This window comes from Streptomyces sp. NPDC003393 (assembly GCF_053589015.1).
Map to the genome: position 1 here is coordinate 154,951 of NZ_JBSFRB010000003.1, position 22,186 is coordinate 177,136.

Below are 22,186 nucleotides of genomic sequence, written 5' to 3' on the forward strand. Positions count from 1 at the left end.
GCCGCCGCGGGGTACCCCGGCAGGCATGGCCGGCATCGAACTCTCCAGCAGCGCTTTCGACGATCACGCCTTCATCGCACGCCGGTACGCGTTCGAGGCGGAGTGCGTCTCGCCACCGCTGAGGTGGAGCGGCGCGCCGCACGACGCGGCCGAGCTCGTGCTGCTGTGCGAGGATCCCGACGCTCCCTCGGGCACGTTCGTGCACTGGGCCGTGGTCGGCATCGATCCCCACAGCGAGGGTGTCGGCACCGGCGAGCGCCCGCCCGGCGGCACCGAACTGGTCAACGGCTACGGCGAACGTGGCTGGGGCGGACCGCATCCCCCGCCGGGGGACGATCCGCACCACTATTTCTTCCGCCTGTACGCGCTGAAGGAGCCCTGCGTCCTCCCGGACGCGCCCAGCGCCGCCCAGGTGCACGAGGAGGTCGAGAAGCGGCAGGTCGCCAGCGGCACCCTGGTCGGACTGTACCGGCGGTGAGGGGCGCCGGCCGGTCCCCTGCCGGATTCACGGGCGGGTGGTCCCCCCGATGCCCCCGGCCGGTCCCCCTTGCCGGATTCCGTCCCGAACCAGGGCAATCCGGTGCGTACTGGGCGGGTACCCGGGCCAGGTGTGGATGTGTCCGCCTACGAAGCCAAGTGGCCGGGGAGTGATGACCCATGATGTCCGAGACGGTGTCGGTGCCCGCCGATCGCGTCAACCTGGAGGGCGACCTGTCCGTCCCGCCGGCGGCCGGGCTGATCGCGGTACTCCCGCACGGTGTCGACAGTTCCCGGCAGAACGCGCACAGCCGGTCGATCGCCGCCCGCCTGAACTCCGCCGGGATCGCGACCCTGCTGGTGGACCTGCTCAGCAAGCGGGAGGAGGAGCGCAGGGCTACGGAGAGCGGTAAGCACCTCTTCGACGTGGCACTGCTGTCCCGCCGCCTGGTGGCCACGGTCGACTGGGTCAAGATCCAGCCCGACACGCGGGCCATGCCGGTCATCCTGTTCGGCGTCGGCACCCAGGCGGGCTCGGTGCTCGAAGCCGCGGCGGACCTGCCGGACCAGGTGCTGACCGTGGTGCTCTGGGGCGGTCTGCCCGATCCGGGGACCGACACGATCAGGCGGGTCCGCGTCCCGGTGCTGTTCGTCGCCGGGGGGCGGGAGCCCGGAGTGCTGAGGCTCACCGAGAGGGCCGCCCACCGGCTGCACGTGCCGCACGACGTGCGCGTGGTGCCCGGGGCCACCCACCTGTTCCAGGAACCGGACGCGCTCGACCAACTCGTCGACATCACCAAGGAGTGGTGCGCGGAGCGCCGGCGGTACGCGGAGACGACCCGTTCGTGACCTGAGAGGACAGGACAACCGCGTAGACCTGGGACGACGGGACGACCCGCCCGTGACGGCCGGTCACGGACGGGTGACGGTCACCTCCCGCGCTCGCGCCGCATCCGGCGCAGCACCACCGTCAGATCGACGGCCGCCGCCACGGCGAGCACCGCGCACACGGCGGCGAGCACGGCGAGGGGGCCGCGGCCGGGGCTGTCGCCCGGGCTCCAGTCGGCCGCCCACAGGGCGAAGAACGCCGCCGCCGCGCAGAACGGCGGCACGAAGACGGTGCTCAGCAGCAGGCGCAGCCCGAGCGGGCTCTGCGCGGTGGCCGGCTCGGTGCCGGTCCGGGGGAAGCGGCGGCCGATCATGCCCGAGCGGGCCCTCGGCACCGGATCCCGCGTCCGGTGCGCGTCGTCCTCCCGTGCCGCCCATCGAGAGGTCCGGCCGTCTCCGGTCCGCCGGGACTTGTCGTCGGTCATGGCGTGCGTCCTCCAGGCGCTCGCACGTGCTGCCACATGACGGGCGCCGGGTACCCGGCCGGATCACGGCCAACCGCGGTACGAGGCGCGGGGACGGGTACGCGGGATACGTCCGGGAATCCCGCGCGCTCCGTCGGGCGAGGCGTGGACCCACATCGGGAAGGGGCTGACGCGATGGTCACCGAGCGGCGTCCGGGCGGGACGGTGGCGCACCGGCTCATCGAGGAGCACCTGGTCGAGGGCCGCATGGTGGCCGGGGAGGAGATCGGCCTGCGGATCGACCAGACCCTCACCCAGGACGCCACCGGGACGCTGGTGATGCAGGAGCTCGACGCGCTGGGCCCTGAGCGGGTACGGACGGAACTGAGCGTGCAGTACGTCGACCACAACCTGCTCCAGGCCGACGAGCGCAACGCCGAGGACCACGCGTTCCTGCGCTCGGCCGCCCGCCGCTACGGCATCTGGTACTCCAAGCCGGGCAACGGCGTCTCGCATCCGACCCACATGCAGCGCTTCGGCGTCCCCGGCAAAAGCCTGGCCGGCTCCGACTCCCACACCTGTGCCGCGGGCTCGCTGGGCATGCTGGCCATCGGCGTCGGCGGCCTGGAGGTGGCGCTGGCCATGACCGGACAGCCCCTGTACGTGCGCATGCCGCGGATCTGGGGCGTACGGCTCACCGGCGCCCTGCCCGAGTGGGCCAGCGCCAAGGACGTGATCCTGGAGATGCTGCGCCGGCACGGCGTCAAGGGCGGCGTGGGCCGCATAGTGGAGTACCACGGTCCCGGGCTGGCCCACCTGACCGCGATGGACCGGCACGTGATCGCCAACATGGGCGCCGAACTGGGCGCCACCACCTCGGTGTTCCCCGCCGACGACGCCGTGCGCGCCTTTCTGCGCTCCGAGGGCCGGGAGCCCGACTTCCGCGAGATCGCCGCCGAACCGGGTGCCCGCTACGACCTGGAGGAGGACATCGACCTGTCCGGCCTGGAGCCGCTGATCGCCCGGCCCACCTCGCCGGGCAACGTGGTCCCGGTGCGCGAGGTGGCGGGCGAACCGATCGGGCAGGCCGTGATCGGGTCCTCCGCCAACCCGGGGCTGCGCGACTTCGCCGTGGCCGCCGCCATGGTGCGCGGCCGGCAGACCTCTCCGGCGGTGAGTTTCGACGTCAACCCGACCTCGCGGGAGATCCTCCAGGACCTCACCCGCGCGGGCGCCACCTTCGACCTGCTGGCGGCCGGCGCACGGCTGCACCAGGCGGGCTGCCTGGGCTGCATCGGCATGGGCCAGGCCCCCGCCGTCGGCCACAACTCGCTGCGCACCTTCCCCCGCAACTTCCCCGGCCGCTCGGGCACCGAAGAGGACGCGGTCTGGCTCTGCTCGCCGGAGACAGCCACGGCCTCCGCGCTGACCGGCACCATCACCGACCCACGCGACTGGGCGGCCGAACACCACGTGCCGTACCCGGAATTGGAACTGCCGGAGCAGGCCACGGTGAACACCGCGATGCTGGAGCCCCCGCCGCCACCCGACGAGGCCGCCCGCGTCCAGCTGCAACGCGGCCCCAACATCTCCGCCCTGCCCGAGCTGGATCCGCTGCCCGACACCATCGACGTCCCAGTCCTGCTGACGGCCGGCGACGACGTCTCGACGGACGAGATCTCACCCGCCGGCGCCAGGGCGCTCCCCTATCGCTCCAACATCCCCAGACTCTCCGAGTTCACCCTCGTCCGGCTCGACACCGACTATCCGCGGCGCGCGGCCGAACTGCGGGACGACGGCGGGCATGTGATCGTCGCGGGCGAGAACTGGGGGCAGGGCTCCTCCCGCGAACACGCCGCGATCACCCTGCGGTACCTGGGGCTGCGTGCGGTGATCGCGAAGTCCTACGCCCGGATCCACTGGCAGAACCTCGCCAACTTCGGTGTCCTGCCCCTGGAGTTCGACGACCCCGCCGACCATGCGCGCATCCGGCCCGGGGACCGGCTGCGCCTCGACGGACTCCACGAGGCGCTGGCGCCCCAGGGTCCCTCGGCGCTCACCGCCCGCAACACCACCCGGGACGAGCTCTACGCCCTCCACCACCGGCTCTCCGACCGGCAGCGCCGGGCCGTCCTGGCCGGCGGCGTCATCCCCGCCCTCGCGCACTCCGCGTGACGCAACGACCCCTACGACCGAGGGACGACATCCGATGACCGACGAACGCCATGGCAGAGTCGTCGTGGGAGTCGACGACTCACCGCACTCCCGGATCGCCCTGACCTGGGCGGCCGACGAAGCCGACGCGAGCAACCGGGCGTTGCGGCTCGTGCACTCCGTCGGCCCCGGCCCCGAGGTCGGCTACGACGAGACCGGGGCGGGCCTCACCGAAGAGGTCTTCGAGGCGGCCACCGGCATGCTGGACGACTGCCGGGCGCTCGTAGCCGCCGGGCATCCGCGGCTCCCGGTGGACACCGCCCTCGTCCACGGCGACCCGGCGGAGGCCGTCCTCGACGCGGCCGAGGACGCGGACGCGGACATGATCGTGCTCGGCACCCGCGGACGGGGCGGCTTCGCCGAACTGCTGCTCGGCTCGGTGAGCCTCAAGGCGGCCGCGCACGCCGACCGTCCGGTGGTCGTGACCCGTGGCGCCCCGGACCCCGCCACGGGCGGCGACATCGTGGCCGGGGTACGCGACGACCGGGACGAGCCGGCCGTACGGTTCGCCCTCGCCGAGGCGGACCGCCGCCGGGCCACCGTCCGCCTGGTCCATGCCTGGACGCCCCTGAGCCATGCCGGCCTCGTGGTGCCGCAGGTGGACGACGTGGACCAGGAGCGGCACGAGCACGCCGAGCTGCTGAGCCGTGCCGCCCGGCCCGGAAAGGAGTTCCCCGGGGCGCACGTGGTCACCGAGCTGGTCGCGGGCTCGCCCGCCTCCGCGCTGATGGAGGCGTCGAAGGAGGCCGGCCTCCTGGTGCTTCCACGTCACCCGGCGGAGGGCCGGCTGGGCCTGCCGCTGGGCTCGGTGACACACGCGGTGCTGCACCACGCGAGCTGCCCTGTCGCCATCGTTCCCGTGCGATAGCCGCGCCTTTCCGCTCTTACGGTCTTCCGGTCTTCACGGCAGGCCGGCCGCCTTCCGGTTCGGCAACGTCCGCACGCCGCGGTCCGGGACCGCTGCGGATCGGCGCGGCGGTCAGGTGCGCAACCACACCGCCGTGTCGGGCGGCAGCAGGCCGCCGGCGTCCAGCGGTCCGCTGGCCAGCAGCAGCGACCGGTGCGGCGGGAGTCCGGTGGGGCGGCCGGAGAGGTTGACCACGCAGACCAGGCCGTGGGTCCGGGCGAAGGCCAGGACACCGTTGCCGGCCGGCAGCCAGGTCAAGGGGCCGTCGCCGAAGCCGGCGGCGGTCCGGCGCAGCCGCAGGGCCTCCTGGTAGAGCCTGAGCATCGACTCCGGCTCGGTGCGCTGCCGGTCCACGGCGTACCGGGCCCAGTCGGCCGGCTGGGGCAGCCAGGGCTCGGCCCCCGTCCCGAAGCCGCACCAGGGCGCGTCCTGGTTCCAGGGCAGCGGGATGCGGCACCCGTCGCGGCCGGGATCGGCGCCTCCGGAGCGGAAGTGCATGGGGTCCTGGATGCGGTCCAGCGGCACCTCGCCCTCGGGCAGCCCCAGCTCCTCGCCCTGGTACAGGTAGACCGAGCCCGGCAGGGCGAGTGTCAGCAGGGCCGCGGCGCGCGCACGCCGGGTGCCCAGCCGCAGGTCGGTGGGGGTGCCGAAGGCCTTCGTCGCGAAGTCGAAGGAGGTGTCGCTGCGGCCGTAGCGGGTCACGGTCCGGGTGACGTCGTGATTGCACAGCACCCAGGTCGCCGGGGCCCCCACGGGTGCGTGCTCGGCGAGGGTGTCGTCGATGGCGCGGCGCAGCCGGCCCGGCTCCCAGGGGCAGGTGAGGAAGTTGAAATTGAAGGCGGTGTGGAGTTCGTCGGGGCGGAGATAGCGCGCGAAGCGCTCGGCGTCCGGCAGCCAGACCTCGCCGACGAACACCGCGCCGTACGCGTCGCCGATCGCCCGCCAGGAACGGTAGATGTCGTGCAGTTCGTCCTGGTCGATGTAGGGGTGCGGATCCACTCCCTCCTCGAAGTCGGCGAGCTCGGGGTCCTTGACGAGCAGCGCGGCGGAGTCGATGCGTACGCCGGCCACTCCGCGCTGGAACCAGAAGCGCAGGATCTCCTCGTGCTCCTGTCGGACGGCCGGGTGTGCCCAGTTGAGGTCGGGCTGTTCGGGGGTGAACAGGTGGAGGTACCACTCGCCGTCGGGGACCCGCGTCCAGGTCGGACCGGAGAACTGCGACGGCCAGCCGTTGGGCGGCAGCTCGCCGCTCTCGCCGCGGCCTGGCCGGAAGTGGAAGAGCTCCCGCTCCGGGCTGCCGGGTCCGGCCGCCAGCGCGGCGCGGAACCACGGGTGCCGGTCGGAGACGTGGTTGGGGACGATGTCGACGATGATCCGGATGCCGAGTTCGGCGGCCTCCTCGATGAGCTTCTCGGCCTCGGCGAGGGTGCCGAAGGCGGGGTCGATCGTGCGGTAGTCCCGGACGTCGTAGCCGCCGTCCACCATCGGGGAGGCGTACCAGGGGGTGAACCAGACGGCGTCCACGCCGAGTTCCGCGAGGTAGGGCAGTCTCGCCCGGACTCCCGCGAGGTCCCCGGTGCCGTCGCCGTCGCCGTCGGCGAAGCTGCGCGGATACACCTGGTAGATGACGGCGTCGCGCCACCAGTCGTCGGTGCGGGGCCAGTGAGGGACTGCCACGTGAGGTCCTTTCGGGCAGGGTGGATCTTCGCCGCCGGCCCGAGCTGCGGGGCGTCGGACGGGCCGGCGGCGAAGGCTGGTGACAGGGGCGGCGGGGGCGGCGCGGGGGGCGCGCTCAGCCCTTGAGTCCGCCGGCGGTGAGGCCGCTCATGATGTTCCGCTGGAACACCAGGAAGACGATCAGCGTCGGCAGCGAGGCGATCGTGAGCGCGGCGATGAGGACGTTGACGGGAACGCCGTTGGAGAGCGAGTAGATGCCCACGTTGAGGGTCTGCTTCGACGAGTCGGGCAGGGTGAGCATCGGCCAGAGGAAGTCCTTCCAGACGCCGACGACCGCGAAGATCGACACCACGCCGAGGATCGGCCGGGAGATGGGCAGCACGATCGACCACAGGACGCGCGTCGGGGAGGCGCCGTCCATCGAGGCGGCGTCCAAAAGTTCCCCCGGCACGGAGTCGAAGAACCGCTTCAGCAGGAAGATGTTGAAGGCGTTGGTGACGGACGGCAGCCAGATCGCCCAGGGCGAGTTCAGCAGGTTGCGGTGCACGATCGGCACGTCCAGGACGGTCAGGTACTGGGGGACGACCAGCACGGTGGCCGGGATCATCAGCGTGGCCAGCATCATGCCGAGGATCGCCTTGCCGAGCACCGGACGCAGTTTGGACAGCGAGTACGCGGCGGCGACGTCCAGGACGAGTTGGAAGGCCAGCGCGCCGAACGCGTAGAAGAGCGTGTTGAACAGCAGGGTGGACAGGTCCATGACGTCCCAGGCGCGGCCGTAGTTGCCCGGGGTGAACGACTCCGGCACCAGCGTCGGCGGCGTCCGGACCACCTCCTGCGCGTCCTTCACACCGCTGGAGGCCATCCAGTACAGGGGGCCGAGGAACACCAGGGTGAAGGCGGCGACGACCACCGCGAAGACGGTCCAGTACAGGACCTTGGCCCGGGGCCGGGCGAGTTGGGCCGGTGAGATGAGTGTGCGTGTGGACATATGGGCCTCCCCCGGCTACTGGTCGTCGGTGCGGCTGAGCTTCACGTACACCGCCGAGAACCCGGCGAGGACGACGAGCAGCAGCAGACCGAGTGCCGCCGCGGCACCGTAGTTGTTGAAGTTGAAGGCGTACTGGTAGATGAGGTAGACGACCGTGGTGGTCGAGCCCTCGGGTCCGGCGCCGCCGGTGAGCAGGAACGGCTCGACGAAGACCTGCATGGTCGCGATGATCTGCATCAGCATCATCAGCGACAGGATCAGCCGGGTCTGCGGGACGGTGACGTGCCAGACCTTGCGGAACAGGCCGGCGCCGTCCAGTTCGGCCGCCTCGTACAGCTCACCGGGGATGCCCTGGAGCGCTGCGAGGTAGATGAGGGTGGCGCCGCCCATGTTCATCCAGGTCGAGGCGATGACCACGGACAGCATCGACAGCGAGGGGTCCTGGAGCCACTGCTGCTCGGGCAGGTGCAGGACCCGGAACACGTCGTTGAGCAGGCCGTACCCGGGGTCGTAGAGGTATTTGAAGAGCAGCACCGAGGCGACCGGCGGCAGCATCACCGGCAGGTAGACGAGCAGCCGGAGGTAGCCCTGGCCGTGGCGGAACTCGTTGATGACGACCGCGGTGACGAAGGGCACCGCGAAGCCGAGCAGCAGCGCGAGCACGGTGAACAGCAGCGTGTTGCGCCAGGCCTGCCAGAAGGCCGGGTCGTGGTAGACGGTGGTGAGGTTGTGCAGGCCGGCCCAGGTGACGTTGCCGTCCTCGGCCTTCTGGAAGGCGAGGAGGAACTCCCTGATCATCGGGTACCAGGAGAACAGCGCGAAGCAGATGACCGCTCCGATGAGGAAGCCGTGGGCGCTGAGGTTGCGTCGCACGCTCATGGCGAGGCGTCCGCCGGGTGGTGCGGAAGCCGTTCCGCGCGGGCGTGAGGGGCGGGTGTGGTCCGCCGTGCTCGGGGTCAGGCTGGGGACCGCCATCGTCTCTCCTCGGTGCTGGGCCTCGGTACCGGGCCGCCGGCCGCCGCCGGGGTCGCGGGTGATCGGTCCCGTACGCCGGGACCGGGTTCGCGGTCTGCCGGGTGGGAGCGGGTCCTCGGGCCCGCCCCCACCGGTGACCGGTCACTGGTTGGCCAGCACCTGGTTGACCTGTGCCTCGGCGGTGGAGAGCAGTTTGTCGATGTCGGAGTTCTTGTCGGTGAGGACGCCGGACATCGCGTTGTCGAGGACCTTGTAGATCTCCTGGGCCTTCGGCGGTTCGGCCTTGCCGGGCACCGGGTTGTCCATGAACGTCTTGAAGTTCTCGACCGGCATGGTGGCGTTGGCGCTGCGTGCGGCGTCGTCCTTCTTCTTGGACTCGCCGAGCCAGAAGTTGGGCTGCGGGACGCCGACCGGGAGCTTGTCGGCCTTGGTGCGGGCCCAGTCGAACTGGCCCTTGCCGACGGTGAGGTTCTTGAAGTTCAGCCAGGCGATCGCGGCCTTGATCTTGTCGGCCGACATCCCGCTCTTGATCATGTAGTTGTTGCCACCGGCCAGGGTGCTCTTCCCGCCCGGGATCGGGCCCATGCCGAAGTTCTCGTACCGGGCCCCGAGTTGCTGCACCATGTACGCGATGTCGTCGGGGGCGGCGAGGAACATGCCGAGCTTGTCGGTGGCGATCTGCTTCTGCAGGTCGCCCCATTTCAGCAGCTGGGTCTTGCCCATGCTGTCGTCCTCCCAGCGCATGGCGTGGAGGTCCTGGAGCACCTGGCGGCCGATGTCGTCGTTGAACGCGGCCTTCTTGCCGGTCGGGTCCACCATCTCGCCGCCGCGGCTGTACACCTGCGCGGTGAAGTGCCAGCCGCCGGTGTTGGCGGCGCTGTACTCGCCGTAGCCGGCGATGCCGTGGCCGAGACCGGCGATCTTCCTGGCGGCGGCGCGGACCTCGTCCCAGGTGCGCGGCGGGTTGTCGGGGTCGAGGCCGGCCTGCTGGAACAGCTTGCGGTTGATGAGCAGGCCCATCGTGTAGTTGCTGGTGGGCAGGCCGTAGAGCTTGCCGTCGTGCTTCAGCGAGCCCAGGACGTTCGGGTCGATGTCCTTGAGCAGCGGGACCGTCGTGTCGTTGACGTAGGCGGTGATGTCCGTGGCGCCGTTGTTGTCGAGCACCTGGGGCAGGTCGGTGAAGTACGTGTAGAAGACGTCGGGCTGGGAGTGCGCCTTCAGCATCGCGGTGAACCGCGGGGGCTCCAGGCACTGGCCCGGAGTGGACCGGCCCTCGATCCGGACGTTCGGGTACTTCTTGTTGAACTCGGCGACGTCCTCCTTCCACTCCTTGAGCTCGGCCGACTTCGCCGCGGGGGGCATGCAGTCGATCGTGAGGGTCACCTTGGTCTTCGGGTCCAGCGGGGCGGCCGGGTCCGAGGAGCCACCCCCTTCGGAACCACCGGAACCGTTGTCGCTCGCGCTGGTGCCGCAGGCGGCGAGCGCGGTCAACGTGAGCGCGGAGACGAGGGCGACCGCACCGGCGCGGCGGGTACGGCGGAACCGGGCACTTCTCATGGGTGGTCCCCTTCGGGCATGAACGGTGAGGTGCCCCACCGTCGGTGCGACTCGGTGCGTTGTGGGGCGCGACACACTCAACCACCGCCAGCAGAAGCACGCAAGATGTCGCGTCGATTCCGCAATTGTTTGACAGCCCAGGTTGATTGCGTGAGCACGGGGCACGGAGCCCACCGAGCGCCCGCCGTGTCGCAGCGGCTCGGGCCAGGCCGGTACCGGGGCCTGCGCCACCTGACCACCAACCGCACGCAAGGCCGGTGCAAAGCTCCGCAAGGAGCTTGCACCGGCCTGCGGGCGTCGGCCTCTCGGCACGACGTCGCGGTCCGCCGGTCGCCCGGCCGTCGCGACGTGCCGCTACGGATTGATGTTGATCTTGAAGGTGGACGTGGTGTTACGGATGTCGACGGCGTTGTCGTTCAGCCTGAGCCCGTTGAACGTCACCTCACCGACGGCCGGGCCCTGGCCCGCCTCCGGCATCTCGTTGGCCCACAGGCCGAAGCCCGACTTGGCGTCGTAGGCGTCCCCGCTCCTGTGGGCGCCGGAGACGGAGACGTCGGTGAAGACCGTGCCCGTGATGGGGTACTGCGGCCCGCCCGAGTAGTTCGTCTGGAACATCACCCCGCTGTAGGTGGGATCGACGATGTCGACATGGCTGACCCGGATGCCCTGGAACACCTTCGACGCGGAGAACAGCCAGATGCCGGGGAAGGTCTGCGCTCCCCAGAAGTGGCCCCCGGCCCGCTCGATGGTCACGTTCTCGAACGTCGTCGGCCCGGTTCCGAAGCCGTTCATCGGATAGCCGAAGTCCAGGGAGGGGGGCGGCGGGCGACACGGTCAGCCCGGTGACCTCCAGGTCGGGGTTGGGCGCCGGAACGCCGATCACCTGGAACTCGGCGACCTGTCCCGCCGTGGCGCCGGAGTTGGCCGTGAACCTCAACCGCACGTCGGCCACCCGGGCGGACACCGGAATGGCGACGCTGTTGCCGTCGGCCGGATCGAAGGTGCAGCTCCTGGCGCCCACCAGGGACTCGAAGCCGTCGGCGCTCTGCTCGCGGCCCAGGACCTCGATGGTCTGCGTGCGCTCGGACCAGACCGGGTCGGGGTTCAGCCGCAGCACGAGACGGTTCAGATCCGCGTTGGCGCCGAGCTCGACGGTGAGCGTGTTCGGGTAACTTCCGGCCGCGCCTTCCCAGTAGGTGGTCACGCTGTTGTCATCGGCGTTCGCCGCCCCGTGGGGATCCACCACGGAGGAGGCGGTGATCGGCTTGCCGACGGCGAGGTCGGAGCCGCCGCCTCCGCTGCCGTTGCGGGTCACGCTGTTGCTGGGGACGGACTTGTTGCCGGCCGCGTCCCGGGCCCGCACGTAGTAGGTCACCGTTCTCGTCGCGGGCCGGGTGTCGGTGTACGTGGTGACGTCACCGGCGACGGCGATGTCGCCAACTTGCGTAGGACGCTCAGAGAGTTCCAGAAGTTTGTCAACTCGTCTACGGCTCAGGAACCGTGAAGTGTGGGTGGCGGACGGCGAAACGGAAGCCGGCCTCGGCCGGCTGCGGGAGATGGGGCGGGTGCGGAGCGGGCGGTGCGGGTCTCAGCCCGCCGGCGGCGGCGCGGTCGAGCCGCGCAGCACCAGTTCCGGTTCGAAGAGCAGCTCACCGGGGTGCGACCGGGTCCCCTGGAGCTGGGCGCACAGCAGCTCGACCGCCGCGCGGCCCATCGCCTCGATGGGCTGCCGGACGGTGGACAGCGGCGGCTCGGTGCAGTTCATGAAGGCGGAGTCGTCGAATCCCACGACCGAGACGTCCGCGGGTACGGAGAGCCCGCGCCTGCGCACCGCCCTGATGGCGCCGAGGGCGAGCGGGTCGCTCGCGCACACGATGCCGGTGACGCCCGCGTCCAGGAGACGGGCGGTTGCGGCCTGTCCCCCTTCGAGCGAGAACATCGAGCGCACGACGGAGTCGTCGGGCAGCTCCGCACCTGTGGCCCGCGCCATCGCCCGCGCGGCCTCCAGCTTGCGGCGCGAGGGAACGTGGTCGCCGGGGCCGAGGACCAGGCCGATCCGCTCGTGCCCCAGCGAGGCCAGGTGCCGCCACGCCTGCTCGACCGCGACGGCGTCGTCGCACGCGACACAGGGGAAGTCGAGGCCCTCGATCGAGGCGTTGATGAGCACCACGGGGATGTCCCGCTCGGCGAGCCGCCGGTAGTGGTCGTGCGGGGCGTCGGCCTGCGCGAACAGGCCACCGGCGAAGACCACGCCGGACACCTGTTGCTGGAGCAGCAGGTCGACGTAGTCGGCCTCGGACACCCCGCCCTTGGTCTGCGTGCACAGCACCGGGGTCAGCCCCTGCTGGGCCAGCGCCCCTCCGATGACCTCCGCGAAGGCCGGGAAGATCGGGTTCTGGAGCTCCGGCAGCACCAGCCCGACGAGCCGGGCACGCTCTCCGCGCAGCTGCGTGGGCCGCTCGTACCCCAGCACGTCGAGGGCCGTGAGGACGGCCTGGCGGGTCGACTCGGAGACCCCGGGCTTGCCATTGAGGACACGACTGACCGTCGCCTCGCTGACCCCCACCTTCTTAGCCACCTGAGCAAGTCGTCGCGTCATGCACGCAAGACTAGCGCAATTCGCGCAAGCGGATTGCGGCCAGGCTGTTGGGATCGACGGATGCCGGGTACAGGGCGGAGGAAGGGTGAGCCGGACAGCGCCAGGGGTTCGGACAGGAAGGGCTGCGCAAAATCCGTGCAGGACTTGCACAGCCGCCGGCACGCGAGAAGCCGCCGGCCGGACGGCGCGCCGCGGGACTGACCCGGTGACGCTGCTGCCGACGCGCAACGGGTGTGACGGGACGCGACGGCGCACCTGAACGGTATTGGCGGCGGGGTGGTCCGTGTGGTGTCCTGAAAGCGGCGGGAAGGATCGCTGGACAGACGCGGGGAAGCGGCTCCAGCCGCGCACCGCGCAATCGGGATCCGCGAGAAGCGGATGGTCCTTCCCGTCGTCAGGGTCGCCCTTACGCCGCGTCCGCCCGCCTCGCCCTTGCGCATCGCGGCTCCCCGTCTCCTGGGCCGAAGGTCCCCGATACGAGTCCGGTCGGCCCTGGCGCCGCGGCCCGCCGGGGGCGGAGCCTGAGACCAGCAGGCTCACGGCCTCGTCCGACGGGAACGAAAGGAGCCGGAGCGATGACCTCCACCCTCACTCTTTCCACGGCACTGCCCGCCCAGCACCGCGAACAGCTCATGGCCACGGGCCACGAGGTGTTCTTCGACGCCGGCAGCCGTCTGTTCGAGGAGGGCCGGCACGCCGACCGGTTCTGGATCATCAAGACCGGGACGGTCGCCCTCGACCTGCACGTCCCCGGGCGCCGCCCCGCCGTCATCGAGTCCGTGGGACACGGGGAGCTGCTCGGCTGGTCCTGGCACTTCCCGCCGTACGTGTGGCATCTGGGCGCCGAGGCCACGAGCCCGGTCCGGGCCTACGAGTTCGACGCCGACACCGTCCGGATGCTGTGCGCCGCGGACGCCGAGTTCGGCCGCGCGGTCGCCGTCTGGGTCGGGAAAGTGGTCGCCCACCGGCTGCACTCGGCCCGGATCCGGCTACTCGACCTGTACGCCCCGTACGGCAGCGGGACCAGGTGACGAGCACGGCCTGAAGGACCGCGCGGCCACCGTACCGGCACTCCGAGGAGGAGATCATGGACGGCAGCCCGCACATCGTGAGTGACGTCATGACACACACCGTCGTGGCGGTGGGGCGCGACGCCCCGTTCAAGGAGATCGTCGGCCTCATGGGGCAGTGGAAGGTCAGCGCGCTGCCCGTGCTGGAGGGCGAGGGCCGGGTGATCGGCGTCGTCTCGGAGGCCGATCTGCTGCCCAAGGAGGAGTTCCGCGACAGCGATCCCGACCGGTTCACACAGCTCGGCCGCCTGCCCGACCTGGCCAAGGCGGGCGCGCTGACCGCCGGGGAGGTGATGAGCAGCCCCGCCGTCACCGTCCACGCGGACGCCACGCTCGCCGAGGCGGCCCGGATCATGGCCCTGCGCAGGGTCAAGCGGCTGCCCGTGGTCGACGACGCGGGCATGCTGGAGGGCGTGGTCAGCCGGGGGGACCTGCTGAAGGTCTTCCTGCGGGCGGACGACGACATCGCGGAGGAAGTCCGGCAGGAAGTCGTCGTACCCCTCTTCCCGTCCTGCGCCGAACGGATCCATGTGCAGGTCCGCGACGGCCGCGTCACCCTCACGGGCCACATACGCGACACCTCGGTCGTGCCGGTGGCCGCCCGGCTGGTGCACGCCGTGGAAGGCGTCGTCGACGTCGAGTGCCGGCTCAGCAGCGACGCGTCGCTCGCCGTGCCCGAGTGACACGGCGATGCGGACCTGATGCGAACCTGAGGCATGAGACACGCAGAGGCGGCGAGGCTGCCGCGCAAGACGTACGAGAAGGAACTGTTGCGTCTTCAGACGGAGTTGGTGCAGCTCCAGGAGTGGGTACGGGCGACCGGTGCCCGGCTGGTGGTGGTGTTCGAGGGGCGGGACGCGGCCGGGAAGGGCGGCACGATCAAGCGGGTGACCGAGCACCTCAATCCGCGCGTCGCCCGGATCGCGGCGCTGCCCAGGCCGACCGAGCGCGAGCGCACCCAGTGGTACTTCCAGCGGTACACCGAGCAGCTGCCGGCCGCCGGGGAGATCGTGCTCTTCGACCGGTCCTGGTACAACCGGGCCGGGGTCGAGCACGTGATGGGCTTCTGTACCGAGGAGGAGTACCAGCGGTTCCTGCGCCAGTGCCCGGTCTTCGAGCGGATGCTCGTGGAGGACGGGATCCTGCTGCGCAAGTACTGGTTCTCGGTGAGCGACGCGGAGCAGGAGGAGCGTTTCCGCCGCCGTCTCACGGACCCGCTGCGACGGTGGAAGCTGTCGCCGATGGACCTGGAGTCGATCACCCGTTGGGAGGCGTACTCACGGGCCAAGGACGAGATGATGGCGCACACCGACATCCCCGAGTCGCCCTGGTACGTCGTGGAGAGCGACGACAAGCGCCGCGCCCGGCTGAACATGATCGCCCACCTGCTGAGCACCCTGCCGCACCACGACGTCTCACCGCCCCTGCCGGCGCTGCCGCGGCGGCCGGAACCGACCGGGTACGAGCGTCCGCCACGCGATCGGCAGACCTACGTCCCCGATCACGCGGCGGACCTGTGAGCGCAGGCGTGACGCCGGCGGCCGGTCCTCCGGCGGGTCCGGTACCGGGCGCCGGCCCGCGGGAGTCGCTCCGCGGCCCGGGTCGGCGGGCAGCCGTACGGACCGCGACGGGTGCGCAGCGCCGGCACCAGGCGGACCGTGGTCGCGGCGACGGCGAGCGAGGCGGGCAGATGTGCCCAGGAGGTGCCCTCGACCGGCGCTCGGGCGGTGAGCAGCACCACCGCGGTCGCGGCCCGGCGGGACGTCGGTCAGTGGCTGAGACCGTCAGGGGCCGAGCGGGGTGCCGACGTCGCTCACCCGCGCCTGCCAGACCAGTCTGGTTCCCCCGCCGTCGGGGGTGGTCAGCTCCAGGTCGCCGCCCAGGGCACGGGCCCTCTCGGCCATGTTGGCCAGGCCGCTGCGGCGGCCCCCGGCGGGAATGCCCACCCCGTTGTCCGTGACGGCGAGCCGCACCGTCCTGCCGTCCGTCTCCAACGCCACCTCGACCCGGTCCGCGTGCGCGTGCCGCGCCACGTTCGTCAACGACTCCGACAGCACCGCCACCACATCGTCCGCCGTCCTGCCGGGCACATGGGTGTCCAGCAGACCCTCCATGCGCACACTCGGCGCGAACCCCATCACCCGCGCGGCCTCCGCGATCACCCGCACCGCACGCGCCCGCAACCCCGGAGCCGCCTCGTCCTCACGCGTCCGCAGGCCGAAGATCGTCGACCTGATGATCTTGATCGTCTCGTCCAGATCGTCCACGGCCCGCAGCACCCGCTCCTTGGCGCCGGCGTGGTCGATGAACCGGCCCGCGCTCTGCAAGGTCATGCCGGTGGCGAACAACCGCTGTATGGCCAGATCGTGCAGGTCCCGCGCGATCCGGTCACGGTCCTCCAGCAGCGTGATCTGCTCCGCGTCCTGACGCCGCTCGGCCAGTTCCATGGCGAGGGCGGCCTGCGCCGCGAACGTCTTGAGCAGTTCCAGTTCGGTGTCGGAGAAGTTGCCGGCCCCCGTCTCGCGGACGAGCAGCACCACTCCGCGCGCCTGCCCGCCGACGCCGACGGGGACGGCGACGGCCGGGCCGAGGCCGGCGAAGCGCGGCGGTCCGACGGTGACGCGCTCGTCGTGCGCAATGTCCGGGCTGCTCACGGGTGCGCCGCCGGCGAACGCCTCTCCCGTGAGGGTGCCGCGCACCGGCAGCACCAGCCCGCGGTGCGCCTCCGCCTGCCGGCCGATGGCCAGTTCCACGGTGAGCGTGTCGGTGTCCTTCACGGGGGTGGACATCGCGGCGAGGGCCGAGCCGGTGATCTCGCGGGCGCGTTCGGCGATCAGTGCGAGCACCGCCGCCTGGGCGGCTCCGGACATCAGACTGTGGGTGATCTCCGCGTTCGCCTCCAGCAAGCGCTCGCGCAGCCGGGACTCCTCGTACAACCGGGCGTTGTCGATCGCCACACCCGCCGCCACCGCCAGCGTGGACAGAACCGACTCGTCCTCCTCGTCGAACTCCGCCCCGCTCCGCTTCTCGGTCAGGTACAGATTGCCGAACACCTGATCCCGCACCCGGATCGGAACACCCAGGAACGTACTCATCGGCGGATGATGCGCCGGAAAACCGTACGACGACGGATGCTCGGACAGCTTCGCCAGCCGCAGCGGCTCGGGATGCCTGATCAGCTCACCCAGGATCCCGTGCCCCTCCGGGAACGGACCGATCCGGGCGATGACGTCCTCGCTCACCCCGACGGTGTGGAAGGCGGACAGCCGCATGCCGTCCGGGCCGATCACGCCCAGCGCGGCGTACTCGGCGTCGACCAGCACCGCCGCGGCCTCGACGATCCGGCGCAGGACCTGTTCCAGGTCCAGCTCCCGGCCGACGGACAGCACCGCCTCCAGCAGGCTGTGCACCCGGTCCCGGGTGCCGCGAGCCGCGTCCAGGCGCGCCTGCAGCTCCTCCAGCAGCTCGTCGAGCCGCAGTTGCGGCAGCCGCACCCGGGCGTCGTCGGCCTCCTCGGAGCCTCCCACCGCAGTCCTCCAAGCCCCTGTGACGTGCCGAAAGCCCTTCCGCTCAGCCGTCACAGTAGTCGCTGCGAGGCGGAGACGGCACGGATACCGCCGCGGTGGCGCGGTGGCGGCGCAACAGGGAACGGGCCGGCCCGAGCGGCCGGCCCGTACGGCCGTCTCAGCCGTCCCAGGTCCAGTCGGCTACCTCGGGCAGGTCCACGCCGTGCTCGCGGGTCCAGGTCCGGTGCCGCAGCCGGGTGTCCTCCATGCGCTGGCGTACCCCGGCGGCTCGGACGGCGAGGCCGGGGACGCGGTCGATGACGTCCATGACCAGGCGGTAGCGGTCGAGGTCGTTGCTCACCACCATGTCGAACGGGGTGGTGGTGGTGCCGATCTCCTTGTAGCCGCGCACGTGCAGGTGGCCGTGGCCGGCGCGACGGTAGGCCAGGCGGTGGATGAGCCACGGATAGCCGTGGTAGGCGAAGATCACCGGCTTGTCGGTGGTGAACAGCCCGTCGTACTCGAAGTCGGTCATGCCGTGCGGGTGCTCCTCGGCCGGCATCAGCCGGGCGATGTCGACGACGTTGACCACGCGCACGGCCAGCGCGGGCAGGTGCCGGCGCAGCAGCTGGGCGGCGGCCAGTACCTCCTGCGTGGGCACGTCGCCCGCGCAGGCCAGCACCACGTCGGGTTCGCGGGTGCCGTCCTCCGTGCCGGCCCATTCCCACACGCCGGCGCCGCGCGCGCAGTGCACCGTCGCCTGGTCCATGGACAGCCAGTCGAAGCAGGGCTGCTTCCCGGCGACGATCACGTTGACGTAGTCCCGGCTGCGCAGCGCGTGGTCGGCCACCGAGAGCAGGGTGTTGGCGTCCGGCGGGAAGTAGACCCGCACGGCCTCGGGGCTCTTGTTGAGGATGTGGTCGACGAAGCCGGGGTCCTGGTGGGAGAAGCCGTTGTGGTCCTGGCGCCACACGTGCGAGGTCAGCAGGTAGTTGAGGGAGGCGATGGGGGCGCGCCAGGTCAGCCGGCGGGTGGTGCGCAGCCACTTGGCGTGCTGGTTGACCATGGAGTCGACGATGTGCACGAAGGCCTCGTAGCAGGAGAACAGCCCGTGCCGGCCGGTGAGGAGGTACCCCTCCAGCCAGCCCTGGCAGGTGTGTTCGGACAGGATCTCCATCACCCGGCCGTGCCGGTCGAGGTTCTCGTCGACGGGCAGGGTCTGGGCCTGCCAGGCCTTGCCGCTGGCGCCGTAGACGGCCTGGAGGCGGTTGGAGGCGGTCTCGTCGGGGCCGACGAGACGGAAGTCGCGCCGGCCGGCGGTGGCCGCCATCACGTCCTGAAGCAGGTCGCCGAGGACGCGCGTGGGTTCGTGCAGGGTGGCACCGGGCTTGTCGACCGCGACGGCGTGCTTCTCCAGCGGCGGCAGCGGCAGCTTTTGCAGCAGCAGTCCGCCGTTGGCGTGCGGGGTGGCGCCGAGCCGGCGGGTGCCCGCGGGGACGCAGGCGAGGACGTCGGGGCGGGGGGCGCCGTGCTCGTCGAACAGTTCCTCGGGCCGGTAGGACCGCAGCCAGGCCTCCAGTTGCCGCAGATGTTCGGGGTTGTCGTGGACGGCGGCGAGCGGGACCTGGTGGGAGCGCCAGGTGCCCTCCACGGGCAGGCCGTCGACCTCGGCGGGGCCGGTCCAGCCCTTCGGGGTGCGCAGCACGATCACCGGCCAGCGGGGCCGGTCGGTGACGCCGTGCTCGCGGGCGGCGTGCTGGATCCCGGCGATGCGGTCGGCGGCGGTGTCGAGGGCGGCGGCCAGAGCGCGGTGGACGGTGGCCGGGTCGTCGCCGGTGACGTGGAGGGGGTCATGGCCGTAGCCCCTCAGCAGATCGTCGAGTTCCGTTTCGGGCAGCCGGGCCAGGATCGTCGGATTGGCGATCTTGTAGCCGTTCAGGTGCAGGATCGGCAGGACCGCTCCGTCGTGGACCGGGTCGAGAAACTTGTCGGAGTGCCAGGACGCGGCAAGCGGGCCGGTCTCCGCCTCGCCGTCGCCGATCACGCACGCGACCAGCAACTCGGGGTTGTCGAACGCGGCGCCGTAGGCGTGGGAGAGCGCGTAGCCGAGCTCGCCGCCCTCGTGGATCGAGCCCGGCGTCTCGGGTGCGACGTGGCTGGGCACCCCACCGGGGAACGAGAACTGCCTGAACAGCCGGGCCATGCCGGCCGCGTCCCGGGTGACGTCCGGGTACGTCTCGGTGTACGAGCCCTCCAGCCAGGAGTTGGCCAGCACCGCGGGGCCGCCGTGGCCGGGGCCCCAGATGCACAGCGTGTCCAGGTCGCGGGTCCTGATGAGCCGGTTGAGGTGGGTGTGGACCAGGTTGAGGCCCGGCGAGGTGCCCCAGTGGCCCAGCAGCCGCGGCTTGACGTGCTCCGGGCGCAGCGGCTCGGTCAGCAGGGGGTTGGCCATGAGGTAGATCTGGCCGACGGAGAGGTAGTTCGCGGCGCGCCAGTGGGCGTCCAGCGTCGCGAGTTCCTCGTCCGTGAGTTCGGCGGGGGCCTGCCGCGTCTCGACGGACATCAGGGATCCTTCCTGGTCGACATGGTCGGGCACAGCGGTGGGGCTGCCGTATCCGTGTGCCGGCGGCACACCGTCTCCACCCTCCGGCCGACGCCCGGGTACCCGACAGGGCCGTTCGGGTCACACCGCGGGGCCGGGCGGCGCCGCGCAGGCTCCCGCCGGTCCAGCCACGTCACCGCGTGCGCCGTGGTCGCGTCGGCGGGGTGGTCCTGTGGTGTGGAGACCACGACCGTACAGTGCCTGCCCCTGTCCAGGGGACGGTCCTGCCGCAGCCCTCGAACTTCCCTGGCGCCGTGGTGTCGTCCGCCAGTCGCTCGAGGTGTACGGCCGGCGGACCCGCGGACCCGTGTACGGAGTCCGCTCCGGCACAAGTGGGGAGGGAGTGCACGCTGCCGTCCTTGCGCACCACCGAGAGCGAGGGCAGCGGAACGCCACCGGCCGGGCCGGAGGCCTTGATGGGTACATGGACCCTCGGTAACCAGGTAGCCGGCTCCCGATGCGGCGCTCTTGTCCGTGGCGGCCGGCACGTTCATTCCCGAGCCTGCCGCGACTCCGGGCTGGAGCACCGCCCGGTGGCGATGACGTGCGGGGTCCGAGCCCGCGTCCCTGTCGCCCGTCGCCCGTTCGGAGCGCGACCGGTCGCCGGTACCCGGGGGGCGGCAGAGGCTGGAGGGACCTGTCCGCCGCCGTTCGCCCCGGCATCACCGTGCCGGCGGCGGCCCCGTCGGGAAGCAGTGATGCTGATGAGGCTTGTCGTCGATCTGAACCGGTGCCAGGGGTTCGCACAGTGCGTTTTCCTCGCCCCCGATGTCTTCACCCTGCACGGCGGTGAGGCGCTGCTGTTCGATCCACAGGTCGATGCGTCGCAGCGGGAGAACGTGCGGCGGGCCGCGGCGGCGTGTCCGGTACAGGCGATCCTGGTCGACTGGTCCGACGAACCGACCGAGGGGGTGGCGTCCCGTGTCGGCTGAGACGGACGCCCAGAGCTTCCGGCAGGACGGCCGCATCGTCGTCGTCGGCGCCTCCCTGGCCGGGCTGCGGGCCGCCGAGGCACTCCGGGAGGGGGGCTTCACGGGGTCGCTGACCATGGTCGGGGACGAACCCTACGAGCCGTACGACCGGCCGCCGCTGTCGAAACAGGTGCTGCTGGGCCGGGTGCCGCCGGAGGGGGCCCTGCCGCGGAGGCGGCAGATCGACGCGGAGTGGCGGCTGGGGGTGGCCGCGACGGGTCTGGACCGGGGCGCGCAGAACGTACACCTCGCGGACGGCACGGAGCTTCCCTACGACCGGCTGCTGATCACCACCGGGGTCCGTGCGCGGCCCTGGATCCACCCGGAGGAGGCGGACCTCAGCGGCGTCTTCGTGCTGCGCACCCGCGACGACTCGGTCCGGCTGATGCGGAAGCTGGCCGCGGGGCCGCGCCGGATCCTTGTCATCGGTGCCGGGTTCACCGGCTCCGAGATCGCCTCCGCGTGCCGGGAACGGGGACTGGAGGTCACGGTCGCCGAACGCGGCCCGGCACCGCTGGTGGGCGCGCTGGGCGGAGTCGTCGGTGCGGTGGCCGCCGATCTTCAGCGGGAACACGGGGTCGATCTGCGCTGCGGGATCACGGTCACCGCGCTGGAGGGCGACGCGGCGGGCCGGCTGCGGTGCGCCCATCTGTCCGACGGCACGGTGATCGAGGTCGATGTGGCCATGGTGTCCCTGGGGGCGATCCGCAACACCGACTGGCTCGCCGGCTCCGGGCTGGCGGCCGGTCCGCGGGGGATCGCCTGCGACGCCGGCTGCCGGGCCTTCGACGTCAACGGCATCGTCACCGACGACATCTACGCGGCCGGCGACGTGGCTCGTTGCCCGCATCCGCTCTTCGGCTACCAGTTCCTGTCGCTGGAGCACTGGGGCAATGCGGTGGAACAGGCCGAGATCGCCGCGCACAACATGATCTGCGCACGCACCGAGCGCCGGCCCCATCTGTGGCTGCCGATGTTCTGGTCCTCCCAGTTCGGCGTCAACATCAAGTCCGTGGGCGTACCCGCACTGGGCGACGAACTGATCGTCGCGCAGGGAGATCTGGCCGAACGGAAGTTCGTCGCGGTCTACGGGCACCAGGGCCGGGTCATCGCCGCGGTCTCCTTCGACGGCGGGAAGTGGCTGGAGTTCTACCGTCACCGGATCGAGGCCGCAGCGCCCTTCCCGCCCGCACACGTCACCGTCGACCAGCGCGCGGCGGCGCTCAAGCCCATCGACCCCGAGTTCCCCGACCCCCGCCTGCCCAGCCACGGCCCGACCGTGACCCTGACCGGCCACTCGCCGAGCGAACGCCGCGTGGGCTTCGTTCCGGCACGTGCCTGACCCCCC

17 protein-coding genes and 2 pseudogenes are annotated in these 22,186 nt (G+C 71.6%); 9 read left to right on the plus strand and 10 right to left on the minus strand.

Translation table 11 applies throughout. The features are described from left to right. The first annotated feature begins 25 nt into the window (after positions 1 to 25). Complete coding sequence (locus ACWDUZ_RS04665) at positions 26 to 478, plus strand: YbhB/YbcL family Raf kinase inhibitor-like protein (RefSeq protein WP_451630322.1); 453 nt, start codon at positions 26 to 28, stop codon at positions 476 to 478. Positions 479 to 657: 179 nt separating this feature from the next. Next, on the plus strand, positions 658 to 1,326 hold the full coding sequence (locus tag ACWDUZ_RS04670) for a dienelactone hydrolase family protein (protein ID WP_451630323.1): 669 nt from the start codon (positions 658 to 660) through the stop codon (positions 1,324 to 1,326). 80 nt (positions 1,327 to 1,406) lie between these two features. On the opposite strand, the gene ACWDUZ_RS04675 is transcribed toward ACWDUZ_RS04670, so the two are convergent. Then, positions 1,407 to 1,790: a DUF6343 family protein gene (locus ACWDUZ_RS04675; protein WP_451630324.1), complete on the minus strand. Its 384-nt coding sequence runs from the start codon at positions 1,788 to 1,790 to the stop codon at positions 1,407 to 1,409. Between the two features lie 174 nt (positions 1,791 to 1,964). On the opposite strand from ACWDUZ_RS04675, the gene ACWDUZ_RS04680 reads away from it, so the two are divergent. Together ACWDUZ_RS04680 and ACWDUZ_RS04685 are read left to right on the plus strand one after the other, a co-directional pair. Further along, positions 1,965 to 3,944: an aconitate hydratase gene (locus ACWDUZ_RS04680; protein ID WP_451630325.1), complete on the plus strand. Its 1,980-nt coding sequence runs from the start codon at positions 1,965 to 1,967 to the stop codon at positions 3,942 to 3,944. A 34-nt stretch (positions 3,945 to 3,978) separates the two neighbouring features. Continuing rightward, positions 3,979 to 4,851 carry a universal stress protein gene (locus ACWDUZ_RS04685; protein WP_451630326.1) on the plus strand — a complete coding sequence of 291 codons (873 nt, stop codon included), beginning with the start codon at positions 3,979 to 3,981 and terminating at the stop codon, positions 4,849 to 4,851. 111 nt (positions 4,852 to 4,962) lie between these two features. On the opposite strand, the gene ACWDUZ_RS04690 is transcribed toward ACWDUZ_RS04685, so the two are convergent. The 7 genes and pseudogenes from ACWDUZ_RS04690 to ACWDUZ_RS04720 form a co-directional block, all read right to left on the minus strand. Beyond that, positions 4,963 to 6,567: a glycoside hydrolase family 13 protein gene (locus tag ACWDUZ_RS04690; protein WP_451630327.1), complete on the minus strand. Its 1,605-nt coding sequence runs from the start codon at positions 6,565 to 6,567 to the stop codon at positions 4,963 to 4,965. 115 nt (positions 6,568 to 6,682) lie between these two features. Further along, on the minus strand, positions 6,683 to 7,558 hold the full coding sequence (locus ACWDUZ_RS04695; RefSeq protein WP_451630328.1) for a carbohydrate ABC transporter permease: 876 nt from the start codon (positions 7,556 to 7,558) through the stop codon (positions 6,683 to 6,685). 15 nt (positions 7,559 to 7,573) lie between these two features. Continuing rightward, positions 7,574 to 8,533, minus strand: coding sequence for a carbohydrate ABC transporter permease (locus tag ACWDUZ_RS04700; protein ID WP_451630329.1), 960 nt, complete (start codon positions 8,531 to 8,533; stop codon positions 7,574 to 7,576). A gap of 141 nt (positions 8,534 to 8,674) precedes the next feature. After that, positions 8,675 to 10,090 (minus strand): extracellular solute-binding protein, encoded by a 1,416-nt coding sequence (locus ACWDUZ_RS04705; protein ID WP_451630330.1) that lies wholly within the window; start codon positions 10,088 to 10,090, stop codon positions 8,675 to 8,677. 354 nt (positions 10,091 to 10,444) lie between these two features. Then, positions 10,445 to 10,903: pseudogene (locus ACWDUZ_RS04710) on the minus strand (discoidin domain-containing protein); the annotation flags it as partial. 133 nt (positions 10,904 to 11,036) lie between these two features. Next, a pseudogene (locus ACWDUZ_RS04715) lies at positions 11,037 to 11,465 on the minus strand (discoidin domain-containing protein); the annotation flags it as partial. A gap of 213 nt (positions 11,466 to 11,678) precedes the next feature. After that, complete coding sequence (locus ACWDUZ_RS04720) at positions 11,679 to 12,689, minus strand: LacI family DNA-binding transcriptional regulator (protein ID WP_451630331.1); 1,011 nt, start codon at positions 12,687 to 12,689, stop codon at positions 11,679 to 11,681. A 575-nt stretch (positions 12,690 to 13,264) separates the two neighbouring features. Here ACWDUZ_RS04720 and ACWDUZ_RS04725 point away from each other — a divergent pair. From ACWDUZ_RS04725 to ppk2, 3 genes are read left to right on the plus strand one after another with little or no spacing between them, the layout of a single operon-like run. Then, entirely contained in the window at positions 13,265 to 13,720 is a 456-nt protein-coding gene (locus tag ACWDUZ_RS04725) for a cyclic nucleotide-binding domain-containing protein (RefSeq protein ID WP_451630332.1), read from the plus strand. Between the two features lie 56 nt (positions 13,721 to 13,776). Continuing rightward, positions 13,777 to 14,442, plus strand: a complete 666-nt coding sequence (locus ACWDUZ_RS04730) for a CBS domain-containing protein (protein ID WP_451630333.1) — start codon at positions 13,777 to 13,779, stop codon at positions 14,440 to 14,442. A gap of 33 nt (positions 14,443 to 14,475) precedes the next feature. Then, positions 14,476 to 15,279, plus strand: coding sequence for a polyphosphate kinase 2 (gene ppk2, locus ACWDUZ_RS04735; protein WP_451630334.1), 804 nt, complete (start codon positions 14,476 to 14,478; stop codon positions 15,277 to 15,279). Between the two features lie 264 nt (positions 15,280 to 15,543). On the opposite strand, the gene ACWDUZ_RS04740 is transcribed toward ppk2, so the two are convergent. Beyond that, complete coding sequence (locus ACWDUZ_RS04740) at positions 15,544 to 17,286, minus strand: sensor histidine kinase (RefSeq protein ID WP_451630335.1); 1,743 nt, start codon at positions 17,284 to 17,286, stop codon at positions 15,544 to 15,546. Between the two features lie 157 nt (positions 17,287 to 17,443). Further along, a complete protein-coding gene (locus ACWDUZ_RS04745) occupies positions 17,444 to 19,828 on the minus strand; it encodes a phosphoketolase family protein (protein ID WP_451630336.1) in 2,385 nt (794 codons plus the stop codon). 743 nt (positions 19,829 to 20,571) lie between these two features. On the opposite strand from ACWDUZ_RS04745, the gene ACWDUZ_RS04750 reads away from it, so the two are divergent. Together ACWDUZ_RS04750 and ACWDUZ_RS04755 are read left to right on the plus strand one after the other, a co-directional pair. Further along, positions 20,572 to 20,799 carry a ferredoxin gene (locus ACWDUZ_RS04750; RefSeq protein WP_451630472.1) on the plus strand — a complete coding sequence of 76 codons (228 nt, stop codon included), beginning with the start codon at positions 20,572 to 20,574 and terminating at the stop codon, positions 20,797 to 20,799. Further along, entirely contained in the window at positions 20,789 to 22,180 is a 1,392-nt protein-coding gene (locus tag ACWDUZ_RS04755; protein ID WP_451630337.1) for an NAD(P)/FAD-dependent oxidoreductase, read from the plus strand. The genes ACWDUZ_RS04750 and ACWDUZ_RS04755 overlap by 11 nt, the downstream gene beginning before the upstream one ends. Positions 22,181 to 22,186: the final 6 nt, after the last annotated feature.

Coding starts and splice junctions, on each gene's coding strand:
- ACWDUZ_RS04665 (WP_451630322.1), top strand. CDS start 26: ATGGCCGGCATCGAACTCTCCAGCAGCGCTTTCGACGATCACGCCTTC.
- ACWDUZ_RS04670 (WP_451630323.1), top strand. CDS start 658: ATGATGTCCGAGACGGTGTCGGTGCCCGCCGATCGCGTCAACCTGGAG.
- ACWDUZ_RS04675 (WP_451630324.1), bottom strand. CDS start 1,790: ATGACCGACGACAAGTCCCGGCGGACCGGAGACGGCCGGACCTCTCGA.
- ACWDUZ_RS04680 (WP_451630325.1), top strand. CDS start 1,965: ATGGTCACCGAGCGGCGTCCGGGCGGGACGGTGGCGCACCGGCTCATC.
- ACWDUZ_RS04685 (WP_451630326.1), top strand. CDS start 3,979: ATGACCGACGAACGCCATGGCAGAGTCGTCGTGGGAGTCGACGACTCA.
- ACWDUZ_RS04695 (WP_451630328.1), bottom strand. CDS start 7,558: ATGTCCACACGCACACTCATCTCACCGGCCCAACTCGCCCGGCCCCGG.
- ACWDUZ_RS04700 (WP_451630329.1), bottom strand. CDS start 8,533: ATGGCGGTCCCCAGCCTGACCCCGAGCACGGCGGACCACACCCGCCCC.
- ACWDUZ_RS04705 (WP_451630330.1), bottom strand. CDS start 10,090: ATGAGAAGTGCCCGGTTCCGCCGTACCCGCCGCGCCGGTGCGGTCGCC.
- ACWDUZ_RS04720 (WP_451630331.1), bottom strand. CDS start 12,689: ATGACGCGACGACTTGCTCAGGTGGCTAAGAAGGTGGGGGTCAGCGAG.
- ACWDUZ_RS04725 (WP_451630332.1), top strand. CDS start 13,265: ATGACCTCCACCCTCACTCTTTCCACGGCACTGCCCGCCCAGCACCGC.
- ACWDUZ_RS04730 (WP_451630333.1), top strand. CDS start 13,777: ATGGACGGCAGCCCGCACATCGTGAGTGACGTCATGACACACACCGTC.
- ppk2 (WP_451630334.1), top strand. CDS start 14,476: ATGAGACACGCAGAGGCGGCGAGGCTGCCGCGCAAGACGTACGAGAAG.
- ACWDUZ_RS04745 (WP_451630336.1), bottom strand. CDS start 19,828: ATGTCCGTCGAGACGCGGCAGGCCCCCGCCGAACTCACGGACGAGGAA.
- ACWDUZ_RS04750 (WP_451630472.1), top strand. CDS start 20,572: ATGAGGCTTGTCGTCGATCTGAACCGGTGCCAGGGGTTCGCACAGTGC.